General features: G+C 61.8%; 22 protein-coding genes. 11 read left to right on the top strand and 11 right to left on the bottom strand.

Annotated features, from left to right (window positions below; translation table 11 throughout):
* Positions 1 to 135: 135 nt before the first annotated feature.
* On the bottom strand, positions 136 to 897 hold the full coding sequence (locus tag ACYQ0G_RS04635) for a hypothetical protein (RefSeq protein ID WP_460099870.1): 762 nt from the start codon (positions 895 to 897) through the stop codon (positions 136 to 138).
* 269 nt (positions 898 to 1,166) lie between these two features.
* Here ACYQ0G_RS04635 and ACYQ0G_RS04630 point away from each other — a divergent pair, with 269 nt between their 5' ends.
* On the top strand, positions 1,167 to 2,129 hold the full coding sequence (locus ACYQ0G_RS04630; RefSeq protein WP_460099867.1) for a PAS domain-containing protein: 963 nt from the start codon (positions 1,167 to 1,169) through the stop codon (positions 2,127 to 2,129).
* Positions 2,130 to 2,183: 54 nt separating this feature from the next.
* Here the strand turns inward: ACYQ0G_RS04630 and ACYQ0G_RS04625 are convergent, their stop codons facing one another.
* From ACYQ0G_RS04625 to murI, 3 genes are all read right to left on the bottom strand, one after another.
* Positions 2,184 to 2,876 carry a nitroreductase gene (locus ACYQ0G_RS04625; RefSeq protein ID WP_460099865.1) on the bottom strand — a complete coding sequence of 231 codons (693 nt, stop codon included), beginning with the start codon at positions 2,874 to 2,876 and terminating at the stop codon, positions 2,184 to 2,186.
* 62 nt (positions 2,877 to 2,938) lie between these two features.
* Positions 2,939 to 4,159, bottom strand: coding sequence for a 5-aminolevulinate synthase (gene hemA / locus ACYQ0G_RS04620; RefSeq protein ID WP_460099862.1), 1,221 nt, complete (start codon positions 4,157 to 4,159; stop codon positions 2,939 to 2,941).
* Positions 4,160 to 4,270: 111 nt separating this feature from the next.
* Entirely contained in the window at positions 4,271 to 5,065 is a 795-nt protein-coding gene (murI, locus tag ACYQ0G_RS04615; RefSeq protein ID WP_460099859.1) for a glutamate racemase, read from the bottom strand.
* A 130-nt stretch (positions 5,066 to 5,195) separates the two neighbouring features.
* Between murI and plsY the strand changes: the two genes are divergently transcribed.
* The 3 genes from plsY to ACYQ0G_RS04600 are packed head-to-tail and all read left to right on the top strand — an operon-like array spanning position 5,196 to position 7,365.
* Positions 5,196 to 5,801 carry a glycerol-3-phosphate 1-O-acyltransferase PlsY gene (plsY, locus tag ACYQ0G_RS04610; protein ID WP_460099858.1) on the top strand — a complete coding sequence of 202 codons (606 nt, stop codon included), beginning with the start codon at positions 5,196 to 5,198 and terminating at the stop codon, positions 5,799 to 5,801.
* On the top strand, positions 5,798 to 6,913 hold the full coding sequence (gene dprA / locus ACYQ0G_RS04605; protein WP_460099855.1) for a DNA-processing protein DprA: 1,116 nt from the start codon (positions 5,798 to 5,800) through the stop codon (positions 6,911 to 6,913). The genes plsY and dprA overlap by 4 nt, the downstream gene beginning before the upstream one ends.
* Entirely contained in the window at positions 6,910 to 7,365 is a 456-nt protein-coding gene (locus ACYQ0G_RS04600) for a GFA family protein (protein ID WP_460099852.1), read from the top strand. The genes dprA and ACYQ0G_RS04600 overlap by 4 nt, the downstream gene beginning before the upstream one ends.
* 276 nt (positions 7,366 to 7,641) lie before the next feature.
* Here the strand turns inward: ACYQ0G_RS04600 and ACYQ0G_RS04595 are convergent, their stop codons facing one another.
* Positions 7,642 to 7,917: a hypothetical protein gene (locus tag ACYQ0G_RS04595; protein ID WP_460099849.1), complete on the bottom strand. Its 276-nt coding sequence runs from the start codon at positions 7,915 to 7,917 to the stop codon at positions 7,642 to 7,644.
* On the opposite strand from ACYQ0G_RS04595, the gene ACYQ0G_RS04590 reads away from it, so the two are divergent.
* The 3 genes from ACYQ0G_RS04590 (at position 7,916) to ACYQ0G_RS04580 (ending at position 11,897) form a co-directional block, all read left to right on the top strand.
* Complete coding sequence (locus tag ACYQ0G_RS04590; protein WP_460099847.1) at positions 7,916 to 9,061, top strand: vWA domain-containing protein; 1,146 nt, start codon at positions 7,916 to 7,918, stop codon at positions 9,059 to 9,061. The two genes, ACYQ0G_RS04595 and ACYQ0G_RS04590, sit on opposite strands and share 2 nt — an antisense overlap.
* A gap of 71 nt (positions 9,062 to 9,132) precedes the next feature.
* A complete protein-coding gene (topA, locus tag ACYQ0G_RS04585; protein WP_460099845.1) occupies positions 9,133 to 11,715 on the top strand; it encodes a type I DNA topoisomerase in 2,583 nt (860 codons plus the stop codon).
* Positions 11,715 to 11,897, top strand: coding sequence for a hypothetical protein (locus ACYQ0G_RS04580; protein ID WP_221543032.1), 183 nt, complete (start codon positions 11,715 to 11,717; stop codon positions 11,895 to 11,897). The genes topA and ACYQ0G_RS04580 overlap by 1 nt, the downstream gene beginning before the upstream one ends.
* 107 nt (positions 11,898 to 12,004) lie before the next feature.
* Here ACYQ0G_RS04580 and ACYQ0G_RS04575 read toward each other — a convergent pair whose 3' ends face one another.
* The 4 genes from ACYQ0G_RS04575 to lepB form a co-directional block, all read right to left on the bottom strand.
* The gene (locus ACYQ0G_RS04575; protein WP_460099843.1) at positions 12,005 to 12,232 is read right to left on the bottom strand and encodes a hypothetical protein; all 228 of its coding nucleotides are present in this window, start codon (positions 12,230 to 12,232) and stop codon (positions 12,005 to 12,007) included.
* A 111-nt stretch (positions 12,233 to 12,343) separates the two neighbouring features.
* Complete coding sequence (gene era / locus ACYQ0G_RS04570; RefSeq protein WP_460099840.1) at positions 12,344 to 13,258, bottom strand: GTPase Era; 915 nt, start codon at positions 13,256 to 13,258, stop codon at positions 12,344 to 12,346.
* Positions 13,255 to 13,968, bottom strand: a complete 714-nt coding sequence (gene rnc, locus ACYQ0G_RS04565; protein ID WP_460100640.1) for a ribonuclease III — start codon at positions 13,966 to 13,968, stop codon at positions 13,255 to 13,257. The genes era and rnc overlap by 4 nt, the downstream gene beginning before the upstream one ends.
* Complete coding sequence (gene lepB / locus ACYQ0G_RS04560) at positions 13,923 to 14,774, bottom strand: signal peptidase I (RefSeq protein ID WP_460099837.1); 852 nt, start codon at positions 14,772 to 14,774, stop codon at positions 13,923 to 13,925. The genes rnc and lepB overlap by 46 nt, the downstream gene beginning before the upstream one ends.
* Positions 14,775 to 14,826: 52 nt before the next feature.
* On the opposite strand from lepB, the gene pgi reads away from it, so the two are divergent.
* The 4 genes from pgi to ACYQ0G_RS04540 all read left to right on the top strand — a co-directional run bounded on the left by pgi (position 14,827) and on the right by ACYQ0G_RS04540 (position 18,377).
* Positions 14,827 to 16,407 carry a glucose-6-phosphate isomerase gene (gene pgi / locus ACYQ0G_RS04555; RefSeq protein ID WP_460099834.1) on the top strand — a complete coding sequence of 527 codons (1,581 nt, stop codon included), beginning with the start codon at positions 14,827 to 14,829 and terminating at the stop codon, positions 16,405 to 16,407.
* 266 nt (positions 16,408 to 16,673) lie between these two features.
* Positions 16,674 to 17,357 (top strand): ferritin-like domain-containing protein, encoded by a 684-nt coding sequence (locus ACYQ0G_RS04550; RefSeq protein ID WP_460099831.1) that lies wholly within the window; start codon positions 16,674 to 16,676, stop codon positions 17,355 to 17,357.
* A gap of 10 nt (positions 17,358 to 17,367) precedes the next feature.
* Entirely contained in the window at positions 17,368 to 17,772 is a 405-nt protein-coding gene (locus tag ACYQ0G_RS04545) for a GtrA family protein (RefSeq protein ID WP_460099828.1), read from the top strand.
* Between the two features lie 71 nt (positions 17,773 to 17,843).
* Positions 17,844 to 18,377 carry a hypothetical protein gene (locus tag ACYQ0G_RS04540; protein WP_460099826.1) on the top strand — a complete coding sequence of 178 codons (534 nt, stop codon included), beginning with the start codon at positions 17,844 to 17,846 and terminating at the stop codon, positions 18,375 to 18,377.
* A 114-nt stretch (positions 18,378 to 18,491) separates the two neighbouring features.
* Here ACYQ0G_RS04540 and ACYQ0G_RS04535 read toward each other — a convergent pair whose 3' ends face one another.
* Both ACYQ0G_RS04535 and ACYQ0G_RS04530 read right to left on the bottom strand, forming a co-directional pair.
* On the bottom strand, positions 18,492 to 18,758 hold the full coding sequence (locus tag ACYQ0G_RS04535; protein ID WP_460099824.1) for a hypothetical protein: 267 nt from the start codon (positions 18,756 to 18,758) through the stop codon (positions 18,492 to 18,494).
* A gap of 117 nt (positions 18,759 to 18,875) precedes the next feature.
* Positions 18,876 to 19,055: a hypothetical protein gene (locus ACYQ0G_RS04530; protein ID WP_460099821.1), complete on the bottom strand. Its 180-nt coding sequence runs from the start codon at positions 19,053 to 19,055 to the stop codon at positions 18,876 to 18,878.
* Between the last annotated feature and the right edge of the window lie 468 nt (positions 19,056 to 19,523).

The following is a 19,523-nucleotide window of genomic DNA, read 5'->3' as shown; positions in this document are numbered from 1 at the left end:
TTTTCCCGGTGAATTCTACATTAATGCAAAAGTCGTGCGTCGCATCTGTAATGCCGTTCACCGACTTTACTCGAATAGAACAGCAACCCGCGCAGGTAGTGGGCTTACCGGGTGATTTTTCACACGCCGTCCTGGTCAGCCATATGTCTCGCGATGTTTGTCGAGCACCGGCTTCACTCGCCCAAGCGCTTTACCGATAACGTCGGCAAAACCATCGGGTCCAAGGTCGACCATGGAATTATGGGCCATCGTCAAATGGCGAGCATCCGCCCAGTCCACGCCCAGACCAATAGCCCACTCGCGGAACCGGTCTGCGGCGCCCGCTTCGGGTTCGAGCGCTTTCTCCAAGGAAGGATGAAAGCCGATCCTGCCCGATATGGGCAATGCCGAAAGCGGGAAGGGCAGCGTTAGACGCGATAGGGTATCGTCGACGTGGATCGTGCCGCTTTCCGGATGGTAGGCCAGCACGGAAGCGAAATGAACCGTATCGTCTTCGCACACCAGACGCGTCCCGTCCGGCGTCGAGAACTGAAGCTGAGGACCGATGATGTTACCGAATGCAGCGGTTTCGCAATAGGTGCTCTCCCACGGAAGATCCGGCAATTCGGTTTCATGGCGGCGTGTGCCGTACAGCTTCGCCTGAGGGAATGCGCCATGCATCCATTCACAATGGAGCGTATGGTAAGGGTGAAGGTTGATGATAGCCGATACATCCCGGCCGCCATTGGTAAGGCGATTGACCTCTGCCAGGGTTTGGTCATCGAGCGTGTAGCTGTCGAGGAAAACGAAGTTTCCATCCTCCAGGCGAACCAGCGAGCATTGAGTCCCGACGTTGAGCATGCCTGCAATGCGGAGATCGCCGCGGATCATCCAAAAATTTTCGCCCAGCTTTTTCATCGGTTTTCCGTTGCCCCTTTTGGTTCGTCTACATGCTGAACGCGGGGCATCGCTTAGGTTTCCGAGCCACAAAAGCGGCGCGGGATATTAGGGGATTCCGATATTGTCATGGTTACCACGCTCTTAAAAATTGGCATCAGAGGCTGATGCGAATGGGCAGCCACGAAAAATGGGGCGCGCCGATAGAGTGAACATCTTGCGCTGAAATCGGACAGTCGGGGCCGCGGTTCAAAAGCATTTTTTAATACTATCAACCTAGCGGCAGCCGCATGCCAAGCGTCGCACAATCCAAGACCCCCATCAGGCCGGAAATCGTGTCCAGCGGCCCCTTCGAAGATGCCAAGAGCGGCAAGGAGCGCAAGCTGGTAATCCGTGCCTATGACGAATGGGCGGCAGGGGCGGCGATCGGCCGCTTTCCGGACTGGCAGGACGTGCTGCAGTTCGGTGGCGGTGCGCTGAAGGACCACGCCCTGGCATTGCGGATAGACGACAATTTCAGGCAGTCCCCGATCCTGCATATCGGCGGGGAACTGACGCGCGAAATGGGTGGCAAGGCGCTGCCGATCATCATCAAGGAAGTCCCCAGCCTCTCGCTGCTTTCCCGCATCACCGAGCATGCGCTCGAACCCATCGCCAATCTGGCCCCGGTCGGCTTCGAAGCCGAATTCGAGGACGAGAGCGGGCGTCAGCTTGCGTATCACGCCATCGTGCTGCCCTGCATGGGGGACAGCGGCAAGGTCGATACGGTGGTCGGCTTCATCGGCTTCAAGCTCGTTTCGGCGCAAGCGGATGTACCCCAACCGCTGGCCACGGAAACACCAACAGACACTTCGAAACTACAAAAACTCAAGGACAGGTTAGGAGCACTCATGGACAAGAAACTTGCAGACATCATGGCAATCGACGGCGCGCTCGCCGTCGCCATTGTCGACATCGAAAGCGGCATGCTGGTTGCCAGCAGCGGCAACACCAAGTCGCTCGATCTCGATGTGGCAGCCGCCGGCAACACCAACGTGATGCGCGCCAAGATGAAGACGATGGCCGAGCTGGGTCTGAAGGAAGAGATCGAGGACATTCTCATCACTCTCAGCACGCAATATCACATGATCCGCCCGCTCTCGAGCGAGACGGGCAAGGGTCTCTTCATCTATCTGGCTCTCGACAAGTCGAAGGCAAACCTCGCCATGGCGCGCCACAAGCTCAAGATTGCTGAGAAGGGCCTCGAAATCTGATTTCGGGTTTTTTGGAAGAAGAAAGGGCGGTCGGTAACCCCGGCCGCCCTTTTCTTATGGAAAGCCGACGAAGCGTGCGGCTTCGTCCACGCTCCTGCGCTCGCTGACCACTGCGTTGGCGGGAAAGCTTGCGTCGGGCCAGCCCATGGCCACGGCCTTCAGGATGATCTGATCGTCCGGAATGCCCGCATGTTCGCGCACGACGGGGCTCTGCATGATGCCTTGCGAATTGATCACGCAGCCGAGACCACGGCTCCACGCGGCATTGACCAGCGCGGTGGTGACGGCGCCGCAATCGAAGGCCGTATCGTCGCTGCCCGATAATTCCCGGTCATAGGTCACGATCACGCATACCGGGGCATCGAACTGGCGAAACCCGCGCAGGACCCAGTCCTGCCGCGCGTCCTTGTCGTCCCGTTCGATCCCCATCGCCCCGAACAATTGCTTGGCCACTCCGATCTGCCGGTCGCGATGCACGCCAGCGAAGGGTTCGCCCCGGCGGAACTCCCGGCTGTCGGGTTCACCCGCCAGAATGCGCTCGGTATTGCCCTTGCGAATCCGGTTCAGCGGTTCGCCGGTGATGACGTGGAAATGCCAGGGCTGCGTGTTCATCGAGGTCGGAGACCGCATCGCGAGCGCGAGGATTTCCTCGATCAGTTCGCGGGAGACCGGCTTGTCCAGATAGCCGCGAATGGAGCGGCGCGACCGCACGATTTCGTCATAGGGTAGGCTGGGATTTCCGCTCATGATTTTTCCTCTCTCGAGGACGCCCTAGCCCAGGGCGGCAGAGCGGCAAAATCCCCTACGGATCAGGCCGCCTGTGCCAGTTCCAGTTCCATGCGGTCCCAGATTTCCACCAGCGCTTCGACCAGCTCGTCCATCATTTCGGGCGAATGGGCCGGGCCGGGGGTGAAGCGCAAACGCTCCGTCCCGCGGGGCACGGTGGGGAAGTTGATCGGCTGCACATAGACGCCGTATTCGGCGAGCAGGATGTCGCTGATCTTCTTGGCATGCACCGGGTCGCCCACCATGAGCGGGACGATATGCGTGGTCGACGGCATGACCGGCAGACCGGCGCGGCGCATCTTCTCTTTCAGCTGGGCGGCGGCAGCCTGCTGGCCGTCACGTTCCTCGCTGGAGGATTTGAGGTGCTTCACCGCGGCCAGGACACCGGCGACCAGCACCGGGCTGAGCGAGGTGGTGAAGATGAAGCCGGGCGCATAGCTGCGGATGCAGTCGATCACGCGGGTGTCGGCAGCGATATAGCCGCCCATCACGCCGAACGCCTTGCCCAGCGTGCCTTCGATGATGTCGATGCGGTGCGCGGCTTCATCGCGTTCGGAAATGCCGCCGCCGCGCTTGCCGTACATGCCGACCGCGTGGACTTCGTCGATATAGGTCAGCGCGTTGTATTTTTCGGCGAGATCGCAGATCTCGTGAATGGGGGCGACATCGCCGTCCATCGAATAGACGCTCTCGAAAGCGATCAGCTTGGGCGTTTCAGCATCTTCGGCAGCCAACAGCTGTTCGAGATGCTCCAGATCATTGTGGCGGAAAACGCGCTTTTCGCAGCCCGAATTGCGGATGCCCGCGATCATGCTGGCGTGGTTGAGCTCGTCCGAAAAGATGATGCAGCCGGGCAGCAGCTTGGCCAGCGTCGACAGGGTCGCATCGTTCGAGACATAGCCGCTGGTGAACAGCAGCGCGCCGTCCTTGCCGTGAAGATCGGCCAGCTCGCGCTCAAGCTCGACATGGAAATGCGTGTTGCCACCGATATTGCGAGTCCCGCCTGATCCCGCACCGACATCGTGAAGCGCATTTTCCATCGCTTCGATCACCTTGGGATGCTGGCCCATGGCGAGATAGTCGTTCGAGCACCAGACCGTGATCGGCTTTGGGCCGTTGTGACCGTGAAAGCAGCGCGCATTGGGGAACGCACCCTTGTTGCGCATTATGTCGATGAACACCCGATAGCGGCCTTCCGTATGGAGGCGTCCAATGGCTTCATCGAAGATCTGGTCGTAATTCACGAGGCACCGGCCCGTTCTGCGCCGCCCTTTGCGCGGCTGGATACAGGGGCGCACATAGGGAAAGCACGCAGCTTTTGCTACCGCGATCTTTGCGATCCGTTCGCAACAGTTTCAGAACTTTTCGAGCACCTCGATGCCGTAATTGGCGAAGGCGCGATCGAGTTTCTTGAAATCGGCCAATTCGCCGGTGGTTACGGCAAAGTCCGGCGTTTCGCGTTCGAAAGCATGTTCCTGCGTGAGATAGGTAATCCGCCGCGCAATGCCGTCTGCGCCATCGACGAAGGTGATATCTTTCCCCATTGCCTCGCGCAGTTCGGGTTCGAGCAGCGGGAAATGCGTACAGGCGAGAACCACCGTGTCGAGTTCGCGCCCGCCGGGCTGCAGGACCAGCGCCTTTACTTCGTCCGCAACGGCGCCCACGCTGATCTTCTCCCCGCGCAGTTTGGCTTCGGCCAGCGGGACCAGCCCGTTCGCGCCGTGGCGAAGCAATGTCTTGCCCACGGCAAATTCGCGTTCGAGATTATCGACATAACCCTGGCGCATGGTGGCTTCGGTGCCGAGCAGCCCCAATGTGCCGCTGCGGGTGAGGGCTGCGGCGGGCTTGATCGCAGGGACCGTGCCGACGATCGGGATTTCCAGCACATCGCGCACCATGCCCAGCGCAATGGTGGAGGCAGTGTTGCAGGCGATGCAGATCAGTCGCGGGCGATAGCGCTCCGCCATCCGCCCCAGCAGGCCCGAAACCCGCGCGGCGATCTCCGCCTCGCTTTTCGCACCATAGGGCAGCCCCGCCATGTCCGCGGCATAGATTACCGGCGCATCGGGCAGCGCCTTGCGCAATTGGCCAAGCACGGTGAGCCCGCCGACGCCGGAGTCGAAAATCAGGATGGGGGAATTCGCGTTCAAGGCTGACAATCCGTTATGAGCGGGCCGTGGGGGGACGGGCATGTCGACGCCCTGCTTTTTTCTTCCAAATCGGTCTTAAAAGGAAGTACGGCTCTTCGACAAGCTTGGGCCGAATGGTTAGGGAAAAATAATGGATATCGGCATCGATTTGACTGTCAACGCGCTCTGGGCCGCGCTGCTGGGCTATGCGTTCGGCTCGATCCCGTTCGGGCTGATCCTCGCCAAGCTGGCGGGCAAGGGCGACATTCGCGAGCAGGGCAGCGGAAATATCGGCGCCACCAATGTGCTGCGTACGGGCAGCAAATGGCTGGCTGCGGCGACCTTGCTGCTCGATCTGGCCAAGGGGTTGCTGCCGGTCTTGCTGGCGAAGCAATTCTTCCCCGAAGCGGTTGGCTGGGCGGCGCTGTTCGCAGTCATCGGCCACTGCTTTCCCGTCTGGCTCGGCTTCAAGGGCGGCAAGGGCGTGGCGACCAATGCCGGCGTGTGCTTCGGGCTCGCATGGCAGTTGGGACTGGTTTACGCCGCCGTGTGGATCGGCCTGCTGGCCGTTACCCGCATCAGCTCGCTTGCCGGAATGTCGGCCGTGGTGGCGGCCGCTATCGCCGCTGTGATCTTCGGCTGGCCGGGCTATGCCGTGGTGCTGGCCCTGATCGCGCTGCTGGTCGTGTGGCTGCACCGGGAAAACATCCGCCGGTTGATGGCGGGGACGGAACCAAGGGTCGGTTCCTCCAAGTGAACGAAGCGGTGCATCCGGCCCCGGCAAGCTTGACGCAAGCAGAGGCCTTTGCCCGTATCCGCCTGCTGCGATCGCCCCGCCTCGGGCCGGTCAGCTATGCCATGCTGTTAGGACGCTTCGGCAGTGCGGTGGAGGCTCTGGAAGCGCTGCCGGATCTGGGCGGAAAAGCCGGGCGCCAATACCGCGCCGCCCCGGTGGAACAGATCGAACGGGAGGTAGACGGCGTTCGCAAGGCCGGGGCCAAATATCTCTTCCACGACCAGCCCGATTTTCCTGGCCTGCTGGCGCAAATCGACGGTGCGCCGCCGATCCTGACGTGCCGGGGAAATCTCGGCCTTGCCGCGAAACCGTGCGTGGCAATGGTCGGCGCGCGAAATGCCAGCGCTGCGGCAGTCAAGCTCGCGCGCGATTTTGCCAAGGGCCTGGCAGAGGCAGGCTTTACCGTGGTTTCGGGCCTGGCGCGCGGTATCGATGGGGCCGCTCACGAGGGGGCGATGCCTGCGACCATCGGCGTGATCGCCAGCGGTATCGACATCGCCTATCCGCCCCAGCACGCCGAACTGCAGGAACGGATTGCGGAAGAGGGTCTGCTCATCGCCGAACAACCGCCGGGCACCGAACCACGCGGAAGCCATTTCCCCAGCCGGAACCGCATCATCGCCGGGCTCGCCGGTGGCACGCTGGTGGTAGAAGCGGCGGTCAAGTCGGGCAGCCTGATCACCGCGCGGCTAGCGGGTGAGGCGGGGAGGGAAGTCATGGCCATTCCCGGCAGCCCGCTCGAAGCGCGCAGCCATGGCTGCAATCATTTGATCCGCGAAGGCGCGGTGCTGGTACAATCGCCGGAAGATGTCGTGGAACTGCTGTCATCTTTCGACGGCGCGCCACGCTCGACCTTTCGCGAGCCGGTGGCACAATTCGATTTCGAGCCGCAGGAACTGGCCGAAGCCGATCCTGCGGACATCGGCAGCCTGCTCACCACCGCCCCGGTCAGTGTTGACGAACTGGTGAGGCAGTCGGGGCAGGGCGCGGCCTCGGTCCAGCTTGCACTGCTGGAACTGGAAATCGCCGGCCGGCTCGAGCGGCATGCTGCTGGCAAGGTCAGCCTGAAATGACCGTCGCTAAGATGCGGCGAGGGCAATGCCTCTGCGGCCGCGTCTCGGTGGCTATCCCTGCTTCGAAAGTCGAAGTAGGGGTATGCCATTGCGATACCTGTCGCCAATGGTGCAGCGGCCCGTGGATGGCGATCCAGTCGTCCGAGGCCACGATCGAAGGCGAAACTCTGAAAGTCTTCAGATCTTCCGCATTCGCGGAGCGCGGCTTCTGCGCCGGATGCGGATCGGCGATATTCCACCGCCCGCAGGATGGGCCTGAACTTGCCGTTTCCGCGGGATTATTCAAGCCAGACGATTTCTCGCTGAGCTTCCAGATTTGCAACGACCGAAAGCCTGCGTTTTACAGCATATCGGAAGAAACGCCGGTCATGACTTCACGCCAACTTGCCCTTCGATGGGCGCCGAAGCTGCTGGCGCGTCGCTTGCTGAAAATTGCGGGCCTGCGAGATTGAAACGGCCCGGTGTCATCGGGCCGATTTCAAGTCAGGAGCGGTTAATCCCGATGCGCGGATTTATGTAACACAGTTTCATGGCATCAGAGATTGGGGGAGTATCTTGATGAGGAAAATTCTGGCTACCGCATGTTCGGTATCACTGCTGGTTCCTGGGCCCATGGCGCTCAACGCGCAGACCGATGGTGCGGCCCGCAGCGGCAGTTCCGCTGGCGAAAGGGGATATTGCAGGACCCCTGATGCGCTGCCCGACCTTGGCCGGGAAGCAATCGTTAATCAGCAAAGGCCCGCCCGTTCCGTGCCGCCGCCGGTTGCCATGGCTGTGGCATCGCCTCCGCCTCCGGCCGCTCCACCTCCACCTCCACCCCCGCCGCCACCTCCTCCATCACCCTCTGCCGGTGGAGATGAGCGGATCGTGGTCACCGGTTCGCGTGTGAGCCGCGCGGGCGAAAGTTCGGCATCGGAAGTAACTAGCGTAGCGACCGTGGATGTAGCCGAGGCCGAGGGCCGCGCACCCGCCAGCGCCATGCCGGGATATACGCGGCCGATCATGCCGCGTCCGCCCCAGCCCAATCCGCAGAGCGGGCTCCTCACCGCGGGTGAGCATGACGATCTGCTCAATCCCGAACTCTATGCCGCTTACGTGCGGCAGTCCGACCTCGGTCAGCGCGTTGCAGCTCTGCCGCTGCTCGACACGTCCCGTATCTTGCGCGTGGAAGCTAAGGACGCGCGGGGCCGGGCGGTTCCGTTCATGCCTATCGAACTGCGGTGCGAAGATGGCAATTCGATCAAGCTGAACTCAGTGGCCGATGGCAGCGCGGTTTTCTTCCCCGGCCTAGATCGTCTGAGCGAGACGGTCTGGGTGCGCGCCGGTGGCGGGGAATGGCGCGCCTTGCGTCTGCCGGAAACCGCGGGAGCACAGACAGTCACGATCCAGACCGATCAGAACGCCGTTGCTGTTCGCAAGCTGGACATCGCGCTTGTCGTCGATGTGACCGGATCGATGAGCGACGAACTGCGCTTCCTCCAGGCAGAACTGCGTTCGATCCTCGACTCGCTGGAGGCGCGCCATCAGGATATCGATATCCGCGTGGCCTTCAGCTTCTATCGCGATGAGGGTGATGATTTCGTCACCCGGACCTTCGATTTCGACAGCGACGTGGCCCGCGCCCAGACCCGCCTCGCCGCGCAATATGCCGGCGGCGGTGGCGATTACGAGGAAGCGATGCAGGATGCGCTGGTCCGGGCAGCGCAGTTGAACTGGCGCGATGACGCCGTGAAGTCACTTCTGCTGGTCGGCGATGCACCGCCGCATGACCGGGACATCCCGCAAACGTGGCTCGCGACCGAACATCTGCGGGCCGAGCGCGTGCATGTGATCCCGGTGGGCGCCTCGGGCGTAGCCGATGTGGCGGAGTATATAATGCGCGCCATGGCAGCGGCCACCCAGTCGCGTTACACCTTCCTCACCGACGATAGCGGGATCGGCAATCCCCATGCGAAGCCAGCGATCGATTGCTATCTCGTGACCCGGCTCGATCAATTGCTCCGCCGGGTGATCGACAGCCAGCTCTCCGGTCGCCGTATTGAACCGGAGAAGAACGAGGTGATCCGTGCAGTCGGGCAATATGATGCGGGCAAGTGCATCCTGCCCCCGGACTTCGCCGAAAGGACAGAGCAGCAGAAAGACGCTTGACGCTGAGTGAGGCCGATCCCCATTTTCGCGCGTATACGCACGTACACACGTAAGGGACGTCCCAGACCACAATGCAACTCGTCATCGTAGAATCGCCGGCCAAGGCGAAAACCATCGAAAAATACCTCGGCAAGGACTTCAAGGTTCTGGCCAGCTACGGCCATGTCCGCGATCTGCCGCCCAAGGATGGCAGCGTGCGGCCCGACGAGAATTTCGCGATGGACTGGGAACTCTATCGCGACAAGCAGAGCCGCTTCAAGGAAATCGCGGACAATGCCAAGAAGGCTGACCGCCTCGTTCTCGCGACTGACCCTGATCGCGAAGGAGAAGCGATCAGCTGGCACGTCCGCGAATTGCTGCAGAAGCGCAAGGCGCTGCCCGACAAGGTCGACCGCGTTACCTTCAACGCCATCACCAAGCAGGCCGTCACCGATGCGATGAAGGCTCCGCGCGAGCTCGACCAGGATCTGATCGATGCCTATCTGGCGCGGCGCGCGCTCGACTATCTCTATGGCTTCACCCTGTCGCCGGTGCTGTGGCGCCGCTTGCCGGGGGCCAAGAGTGCAGGGCGCGTCCAGTCGGTGGCGCTGCGCCTGATCGTTGGCCGCGAGACCGAAATCGAGCAGTTCCGGGCCGATGAATACTGGTCGGTTCTGGCAAAGCTGGAACAGGACGGCACACAGTTCGATGCGCGGTTGGTCAAGTTCGACGGGCAGAAGCTGCAGAAGCTGACGCTGGGCGATGAAGGCAGCGCCAAGGCGGCCAAGAAGGCTGTCGAGGAAGCGCGCTTCACGGTCGAGGACATCGAGACCAAGCCGCTGAAGCGCAGCCCCGCGCCGCCGTTCACCACTTCGACCCTGCAACAGGAAGCTGCGCGCAAGCTTGGCTATTCGGCCAGCCATACCATGCGGCTGGCGCAGTCGCTGTATGAAGCGGGTGCGATCACCTACATGCGTACCGACGGTGTGCAGATGGACCCGAGCGCGATCGATGCCTGCCGCAAGGCGATCGCGGACCGGTATGACGCCTATTACCTGCCCGACAAGCCGCGTTTCTATTCGACCAAGGCCAAGAATGCGCAGGAGGCCCACGAGGCAATCCGCCCAACCGATTTCAAGAAAGATCGTGCGGGCAGCGGCGATGAGGCCAAGCTTTACGATTTGATCTTCAAGCGCGCGATGGCCAGCCAGATGGCCTCGGCCAGTCTCGAGCGGACCACGATCACCCTGCGTGACGGGACCGGCAAGCACGAGCTGCGCGCAACCGGCCAGGTCGTGAAATTCCCCGGTTATTTCGCCGTTTATCAGGAAGGCCGCGACGAACCTTCGGAAGACGATGAAGACGGCCTGCTGCCGAACATGAGCAAGGGGGACAGCCCCTTGAAGAAGGACGTGGAAGCCAACCAGCACTTCACCCAGCCACCCCCGCGTTTCAGCGAGGCGAGTCTGGTCAAGCGGCTCGAAGAGCTCGGCATCGGCCGGCCTTCGACCTATGCCTCGACCATCCAGACGCTGCGCGACCGCGCCTATGTCCGGATGGAAAAGAACCGGTTCTTCGCCGAAGAATCCGGACGGCTGCTGACCGCTTTCCTCGAACGCTTCTTCGAACGCTATGTCGCCTTCGATTTCACCGCCGGAATGGAGGACGAGCTCGACACCGTCTCCGACGGACGCGAGGAATGGAAGAAGCTGCTCGCCGAGTTCTGGAAGGACTTCAAACCCAAGACCGAAGAGGTCATGGAGAAGAAGCCTTCCGAAGTCACCGAGGTGCTGGACGGGTTCCTGTCCGACTACCTCTTCCCGGAACGCGCCGACGGCAAGGATCCGCGCCATTGTCCGCTGTGCGAAGCCGAAGGCCGTGAAGGTGGCAGGCTGGCATTGCGCGGCGGTCGCTATGGCGCATTCGTCGCCTGCGCGAACTATCCTGAATGCAAGTTCACCCGCCAATTCGCCAAGCCGGGTAGCGACGGTGACGAGGGCGCGAATGACGGCGTTCTGGGCGAAGATCCCGACACGGGACTTCCGGTGGAGCGCAAGACGGGCCGGTTCGGCCCCTATGTTCAGCTGGGCGATGGCAAGGACGCAAAGCGCGCCAGCATTCCCAAGGATATCGACGATTTCGGTCTCGAATGGGCGCTGAAGCTGTTAAGCCTGCCGCGCATCATCGGCCAGCATCCGGAAACCGGCAAGGACATCGAGGCCGGCCTGTGGCGCTATGGCCCGGCAGTCCGCCACGAAGGAACTTACGGCAAGCTCCAGAGCACGCCGGAAATCTTCGACATCGGCATGAACCGCGCCGTCGATCTCCTTGCGCAATCGGCTGCCCAGAAGGGCGGCCGCGGAAGGGGCAAGGCCGAACCGATCAAGACGCTGGGCGAACATCCGACCAGCGGTGCCGAAATGAAGGTCATGCCCGGCCGCTATGGTCCATACGTCACCGACGGTACGACCAATGCGACCGTCCCGAAGGACATGAAACCGGAGGACCTGACCGACGCGCAGGCAATCGAACTGATCGACGCCCGTGCAGCCAAGGGCCCCGCGAAGAAGACCAAGAAGAAAGCCCCCGCCAAGAAGAAGGCCGCTCCCAAGAAGAAGCCGGCGGCGAAGAAGGCTCCGGCCAAGAAAGCCGCTGCCAAGAAGAAGGCCGACTGATGAGCAAGGAGCGCTTCGAGCGGCACAAACAGCCGTGGACCGGCGAGGAGGCGGGGCAACTCCGCACCCTCGCCGCGAAGGGGCAAGGCCTGAAGCAAATTGCCAAGGCCCTGGGCCGCAGCGAAGAGTCCACCAAGGACTTCGCCAAGAAGAACAAGATCAAAGTGGCGAAGAAGCGCTAGAGTCTGCGGCCCCGGAACAGCAGCAATGCTATTTCAAAAGAGGACGCTGGATCCTCTTGAGCCTTAGCCTTGGGGTCACTGTTTGATCAAACAGGTTCCTTTTTCACTCAGCCGCCCACTGGGAGGGGATTGGTGGTTTCTTTAGGTCTGTCATCTTCGAGGCAGGCAGCGTAATCCCAAACGGCGAACTGCTGACAGATTTCGTCTCCATTGCAGGAGCCGTACTGTTCTGAGAAAATCAATTCGCAAGTGCCAGCCGCGACGTTGGTTGGCACAAGTGCAGTACCGAAAAGTCCACCTGCAGCAGCTATCGCCAAGATTGCCTTTTTCATCATGCTCTATTCCTCATGTTAGGATTGAGGAGAGTATGTTGTGGAAATCCAATGATCAACTTAGGTGCAATTACTGTGTGTCTAGGCCTTCTCGACTGGTAGGTTGAGGGACAATTACTTCGTCCACTCCAGCCCCATTTCCTCGAACATTTCCTTGTCCTCGCTCCAGCGTTCGTCGGTCTTGACGTGCAGGAAGAGGTGAACCTTCTGGCCTAGCAGTTCGCTCAGCTCCTCGCGTGCGGCCTGGCCGATGGCCTTGATCTTGCTGCCGCCTTTGCCGAGTACGATGGCGCGCTGGTTGTCGCGCATGACGACGATCTGCTGGTGGATTTCGACGCTACCATCGGGGCGCTGGATGTACTTCTCGGGCCGGACCGCACTGTCGTAGGGCAGTTCTTCGTGGAGCTGCTGGTAGAGCTGTTCACGGGTGATTTCGGTGGCGAGCAGGCGTTCGCTGGCGTCCGAAACCTGGTCCTCCGGATACATCCACGGACCTTCGGGCATCAGCTTGGCGAGCGCGTCTTTCAGTTCGGGCACCCCGTCGCCGGTCAGCGCCGAGACGAAATAGACTTCGCTGAAATCGACCTTTTCGCCCAGCTCCTGCGCCAGCGCGAGCAGGGGTTCCTTCTTCGCCTTGTCGACCTTGTTAAGGACGAGGATCTTGCGTTCCGGCCGGTTCGTCAGAGCTTCGATCAACGGTTCGAGTTCATGCCGGCGTTGCTTGATCGGATCGACCATCAGCAGCACGGCATCGGCACTTTCCGCGCCTTCCCAAGCGGCGCTGACCATCGCGCGATCCAGCCGCCGCTTGGGCGCGAAGATGCCCGGCGTATCCACCAGGATCATCTGCGTATCCGCTTCGTCACTTTTGTGCAGCGCGATGCCGAGCATGCGCGCCCGCGTGGTCTGGGCCTTGGCGCTGGTAATGGCGACCTTCTGGCCGACCAGTTGGTTCACCAGCGTGGACTTGCCCGCATTGGGCGCACCGATAACCGCGACGAGGCCGCATTTCGTGGTGGCGTCGCTCATCCGTATTTCTCCATGAATTCCTTTGCGGCGGCCTTTTCGGCTTCGCCCTTGCTGCCGGCAGTGGCAGTCGCGTCGCCCACCTTGTGCACGCTGACGCGGACGGTGAACTGCGCGGCATGATCGGGGCCCGATCTTTCGACGACTTCGTATTCGGGCGGTTTGCGGCGATTGCCCGCCGCCCATTCCTGCAGCGCGCTCTTGGGATGCTTGCTTTCGCCCGCACCGCTTTCGAGCGCGGGACGCCAGAGCTGGTGTACGAGCAGGCGCGACGCCTCGAAGCCATTGTCGAGGAACTGTGCGCCGAGCAAGGCTTCCATCACATCGCCCAGGATATTGTCGCTGTCCCGGCCGCCATCGGCGCGCGCCTGCTTTGAGATGCGCATATGATCGCCAAGTCCGATCCCGCGCGCCACGGTGGCGCACATTTCGCGGCTGACGATGGCGTTCAAACGTTGGGCCAGCTTGCCTTCGGGGGCATTGCTTTCGCCATAGAGCCAGTGCGCGATCGACAGGCCGAGTACGCGATCGCCGAGGAATTCGAGCCGTTCGTAATCCTGCGTTTCGCCCATGCTGCCATGGGTTAGCGCGGCCTGCCATAAAGCCTGATCGTTCACGGTGAAGCCATTGGCATCCAGCCATTCGCGGGCGGCGGGGTCGAGCTTGGTCACAGTGTGCTCCCGATCCGGTCCCACCGGGCTGCGGTGAACCATGTCCAGGGCAGCAGCCATTCCGCGCTGCCGTCGGTGGACCACAGGACCATGGTGGCGCGCGCGACCAGCAGGTCGGCATCGACCAGTCCTACACCGGCCTCGGCCTGTGGCGGGAAGCGGCTGTCGAGCGAATTGTCGCGATTATCGCCCATGACGAAGATCTTGCCGGCCGGCACCACGATGGGATCGAAATCGTCCTGATTGGTGCGGCCGAAATCGATGGTCCGATAGCTTTTGCCCGAAGGCAGCGTTTCGATGATCTGGCGATAACGGCACAGATTGCCATCGACCACAGTGCCACCATCCGGGCGGCACGTGGTGTTCGCGCTCATCGGGATATCCACGAAACTGCCGCGTTCCTGTGGGAGGGGATCGCCGTTGAGATAGACCGTGCCGCGCCGCATGGCGATGGTGTCACCGGGCAGGCCGATTGCGCGCTTCACGTAATCGGTGCCGTCGACCGGATGCTTGAAGATCACCACATCGCCGCGTTCGGGCAGGCTGGCGAAGATGCGGCCCGGGATCAGCGGCGCTTCCAGCGGCAGCGACAGTCTCGAATAGCCATAGGGCCATTTGGCGGCGACCAGATAGTCCCCGTTCCTCAGGCCCGGCAGCATGCTTTCGCTGGGGATGGTGAAGGGCGAGAAGATGAAGCTGCGGAAGATCAGCACGATCACCACGAGCTTCAGCAGGAATTTGAGGAAATCGCCCCAGCTTTCCTGCTCTTCGGTGCGGGTTTCTTCGTGGGCGATCGTGTCAGGATCGGTATCGGCATCGGGCGTTGCAAGGCGGGGGTTCTCATTCATCGCGGAATTCCCTAGTCGCAGCAGCGCGACCATCAAAGGATTTTTGCCCACCATGACCAAATCTGCCGCCGATATCTGGAGCGACCTTGCGAGCCTTCCGCAGCCGACGCTGCTCGAACTGTTCAGCACGAATCGCGACGGGGGCGAGGGTGCGGACGAACCCGGCGGGGCAGAGCGTGTAGCCATGCTATCGGGCAGGATCGAACTGGCGGGCGATGCCGAAGGCGATCTGATGGCGCCCGGCGGCATAATGTTCGACTGGTCGAAGACCCATCTGGACCGCGCGGTGCTGGCGCACTTTGCCGAACTGGCGGAGACGATGGATTTCACCGCCGTGCGTGACAAGCTGTTCGCGGGCGAGGTGGTGAACCCCACCGAAGGCCGCGCCGCCGATCATGCCACGCTCCGCGGTGTGGGCGATTCCGCCAAGGTCGAGGAAGCGGGCGCGCTGATCGACCGGATGGGCATGCTGGTCGAGGCGATCCACCAAGGCGCGCTGGGCGAGATCGAGCATCTGATCCACATCGGCATCGGCGGGAGTGCGCTTGGCCCGGCATTGGGTGTCGACGCGCTGTCCCGCGATTTCGCCCGCTGCGATGTGCATGTGGTGTCCAATATCGACGGCGTTGCGCTGGAAGCGGCCTTTGCCAAATGCGATCCGGCGAAGACCCTGATCGCGGTGGCCAGCAAGACCTTCACCACGATCGAGACCATGACCAACGCCGAAAGCGCGCTCAATTGGCTGGGCGACAATGGCGTGGAAGATCCCGGCGGCCGGGTCATCGCGCTGACCGCCAATCCCGAAGGCGCGGTGGAATGGGGCGTCGACGAGACGCGCATCCTGCCCTTCCAGGAAAGCGTTGGCGGCCGGTATTCGATCTGGTCCTCCATCGGTTTTCCTATCGCCATGGCCGTGGGCATGGACGATTTCCGCGAGATGCTGGCGGGCGCGGCGGCTGTCGATGCGCATTTCCGCGACACGGCGCCCGAGGATAATCTGGTCCTGCGCGCGGCCTTTGCCGATCTCTATTACACCCGCGTCCGTGGCTGCCAGACCCGCGCCGTCTTCGCCTATGACGAGCGGCTGGGCCTCTTCCCCGACTACCTCCAGCAGCTGGAGATGGAGAGCAACGGCAAGCGCGTGACCGCCGACATGCAGCCCGTCGATGGGCCCACCGCGCCGATCACCTGGGGCGGGGTGGGCACCGATGCGCAGCATGCCGTGTTCCAGCTGCTGCATCAGGGCACCCATCTGATCCCGGTCGATTTCATCGCCAGCATCGCGCCGGGCGACGAGCTGGACCCGGCGCATCACCGCATCCTGCTGATGAACTGCTTCGCCCAGGGCGCCGCGCTGATGGCGGGCAAGAAGGGCGCCGATCCGGCACGCAACTATCCCGGCGACCGGCCATCGGCCACCATCCTTGTCGACGATCTCGACGCGGCCACGCTGGGCGCGCTGATCGCGTTCCACGAACACCGCACTTTCGCCAACGCCGTGCTGATGGGCATCAACCCCTTCGACCAGTTCGGAGTCGAGCTGGGCAAGCAGATGGCCAAGGCGATCGAGCAGGGCGGCGAGGAATTCGACGCCAGTACGGAATCGCTGCTGGCGGCTGCCGGGCTGAACTGACACAGGCGGTCTGCCAAATGGGGGCGGCGTGACACAGACAGGGCTATTTCAAGAAACTCCTGATCTTCGTATTTCGCTGTCTCCCCAGATGGTTATTGCGCGTTTTTGTGCAGCTGGTGTCAATTTCCAGTTTTTCCTACTGACCACGGCGCTCACGGCACTGTCTATCGGGCACCGAATATTCAGCCGTGTCTGTATGTGGGACAGGTGCCTGTAGGAAAGCGGATTATCGTGACGGTCGGGGTAAGCTGTGGTAAACCACGGTCATGAAATCATGGTTCGCACGCCGGTATCTCGACCTTCTGGGATCAATCTACATCTATAACGAGCATCGCGGCTACACCGCGCTCGACCGCGTGCTGGAGGCGGTGAAGGCCAAGCATCCCGAGGCGACGGAGCTGATCGCGGCGGTCGAAAAGCACCGCGCCGACGAACGCAAGCATTACACCATGTTCAAGCGCTGGTTCCAGCTGCGCGGCACCATGCCGATCGCGCTGGACCGGACATTCGGCCATATCGACCGCTTCATCGAGATCAGCTTCGGCACCTCGATCGACAGCCTCGATACCGATGCCATCATCGCCAGCGACGATCTGTTCGAACGGCTGTGCCGTGTGATCTCGCTGACCGAGAAGCGCGGGCTGAAGCAGGTCGACATCCTGCTCAACCATCCCATCGTCAAACAGGACAAGGCGCTGCACAAGATCTTCGAGGTCGTCCATGTCGACGAGCCCGATCACTTCCTGCCCTATGACAAATGGCTGGCGGAAAACCAGCGCCGCACCCCCAATTTTTGGGAGCGCTGGACCGACCGGATGATCCATTCCGAACTGTTGTTCATCAAGCTGCCGCTGCTGTTCCTGTGGTTCGGCGCGCCGCGGCGGACCGAATGGCGCGATGCGGGCGAAAACAATCCCCGGCCTCTGCCGCGCAGCATGGCCGCCGCCTGAGACCCTTCACATGCTGAACCGCTTCCTGACGCGCCGCGCCGGCGGCATGCTGTTGCGCAACACGGTGGTGAGCACCGGCGTCTTCCTCGTCGGGCTGGGCGTGCTGTGGCTACTGGTCGAACAGGCGGGAATGGATCCCGTGATCGCTACGGGCATCAGCTTCATGGTCGCCAATTCGATCCATTACATTTTCGGCCGCACCTGGATCTTCGCCGGGTCGGACCGCAAGGTATCGACCGGCTACCTGCTGTTCCTGGGCAATGCCGTGGTCGGTCTGGCCGTGACAGTCGGGCTGTTCTGGGTGCTGACCCACTGGACGCCGATGAACTATCTGGTGGCGCGTGTGGTGGTGTCGGTCTTTGCAGGCCTCGCCGTCTTCGCCCTCAACGCGGCGTTCAACTTCCGGCAGGTCTGATAGTCTGTCCCCTTCGGGCGAACTTGCAGCATTGATAATCCGGGCCGTGTTGGTAGCGTGGCGGCATGACGATGTCTCGACGCGATGTTTTTGCTGCCGGAGCGCTTGTCGCTGCCTTGGGCGCGGGCGCTACCTCGGCGTGCAGTCCGGCCGATTTGCCATTCGATTTGCCCAACAAGTTCTTTGCCGCGATTGCCAAGGGTGCGTTGGTCGAAGCCCGAAAGTCCGCGCATCCGTCAATCAGCCTTGCTTTGGTGAGCACGGTGGGAACGCAGATGTTCGAAGGCCCGGAAGATGTCACCGAGGCGCTTCATCGGCTCATGACGCTGGAGGGTTTCTCCATGATCGGCGACAGTCCGCTGGCCGAGGACGTTTTCGGCGGAATGTACTGGCGTGGTATAGGCCCGTGGCGCTGTAGCGATATGCTAAAGGGTGACGCCATCCAACTCGACACGTGCGGTGGAGGATCGCATGAAAGCGTCTTTAATGTCTTCGTGAACATCGATGGCGCGAGCGACAGTGTGCACACGATCCTCTTGCTCGAAAACCGTAATCTTATCGTGCAACTGGGCGATTGGTCGGACAACCGCAGCTTTGGTAAGTGACCGCCGCGCACTACCGGCGCACTTTCTTTTTGCGCTGCAGCATCACCATGGCGAGAAACCAGGCGCGCTAGCCAGCGTGAAGCGGCGATCCGGTTTTGATAGCCTGTCCGGGCGTCAATCCGTCTCGGAAGCGATCAGGTTGCTGACGCGCTCGAACCCTTCGTTGCTTTCGCTCGCGACATCGAGCGGCCTCGCGTCGAGTTCAGCGTTATGACCGTTCAGGAAGGTCACGGCGCGATCGCGGTTCCCGAACTGGAGGAATGCGAGCGAGGTGATGGCACCTTGTCGCCGCGCGTTCTGTGGCGGCATCTTCGCCATCGGGCGCGAACGCTTGAATTTGGGCTTCGCGGCGTCCTGATCCGGTTTTTCAGCTATTGTCATAAAGGTGCTTTCTATCTTGGGCAGCCGGGCGGATGCGCCGTCCGGGGGTGTAGCTGCGTGCTGTCAGGGCGCAGCAGATCGCGGCTCCGTATGGCGTAGGGGTTGCGCAACACGGGCTCACGATTCCGGATCCGTAAGGCGCGCTTTCGACCGGGCGGAATAGATTGCCATGTCCTTGCGACGATTGCGTCGGCGGACCTTGAGCGGGGCGTAATACCAGATCCGCCAGGCAATGAAGGACAGCAGGCTGACCAACAGGAATATCGCTCCGTAGGCGACCATGAGACGTTCGCTCATATGCCACTGTCCTGCCATACCCGGCCGTCGCAGGACCGCACTGCCGGATGCGAAGACCATGCGCGGAACTGGTCAACTAAGCCGGAATCGCCGCGCCGCCATAAAGCGCGCATGTTTCCAACCTGAGGGTGACGAAGGGTTCGGGTGAGATCCATGTCTCGTGCTCCACAATGCGGAAAGCACGGCTGTCTCTCAGTCGCAGGATCGCGTAGATGGGCCTGCAATCTCTCCGCACTCGCAGAAAAACCCTGTTTTCACAAGCATTTTGTGCGGCGCACAAGCGTCTCGTTGACTTTGCGGTGATAAATCGCCACATGACAGGCATCGAAGCGCGCTAGCCAGCGTGAAGCGGCGATGCGGAAACATCCATCGCCCCGGCCGCGCCTCGGTCTTTTACAAGGACTTCCCTTTTCACGCGGGTCGTTTGACACCCGCGCCGCGCGACCATTGCGTCTGCGCGCCGCATAT

This window comes from Qipengyuania triglochinis, assembly GCF_054655615.1.
This window is presented reverse-complemented; position numbering and strand designations above follow the sequence as displayed.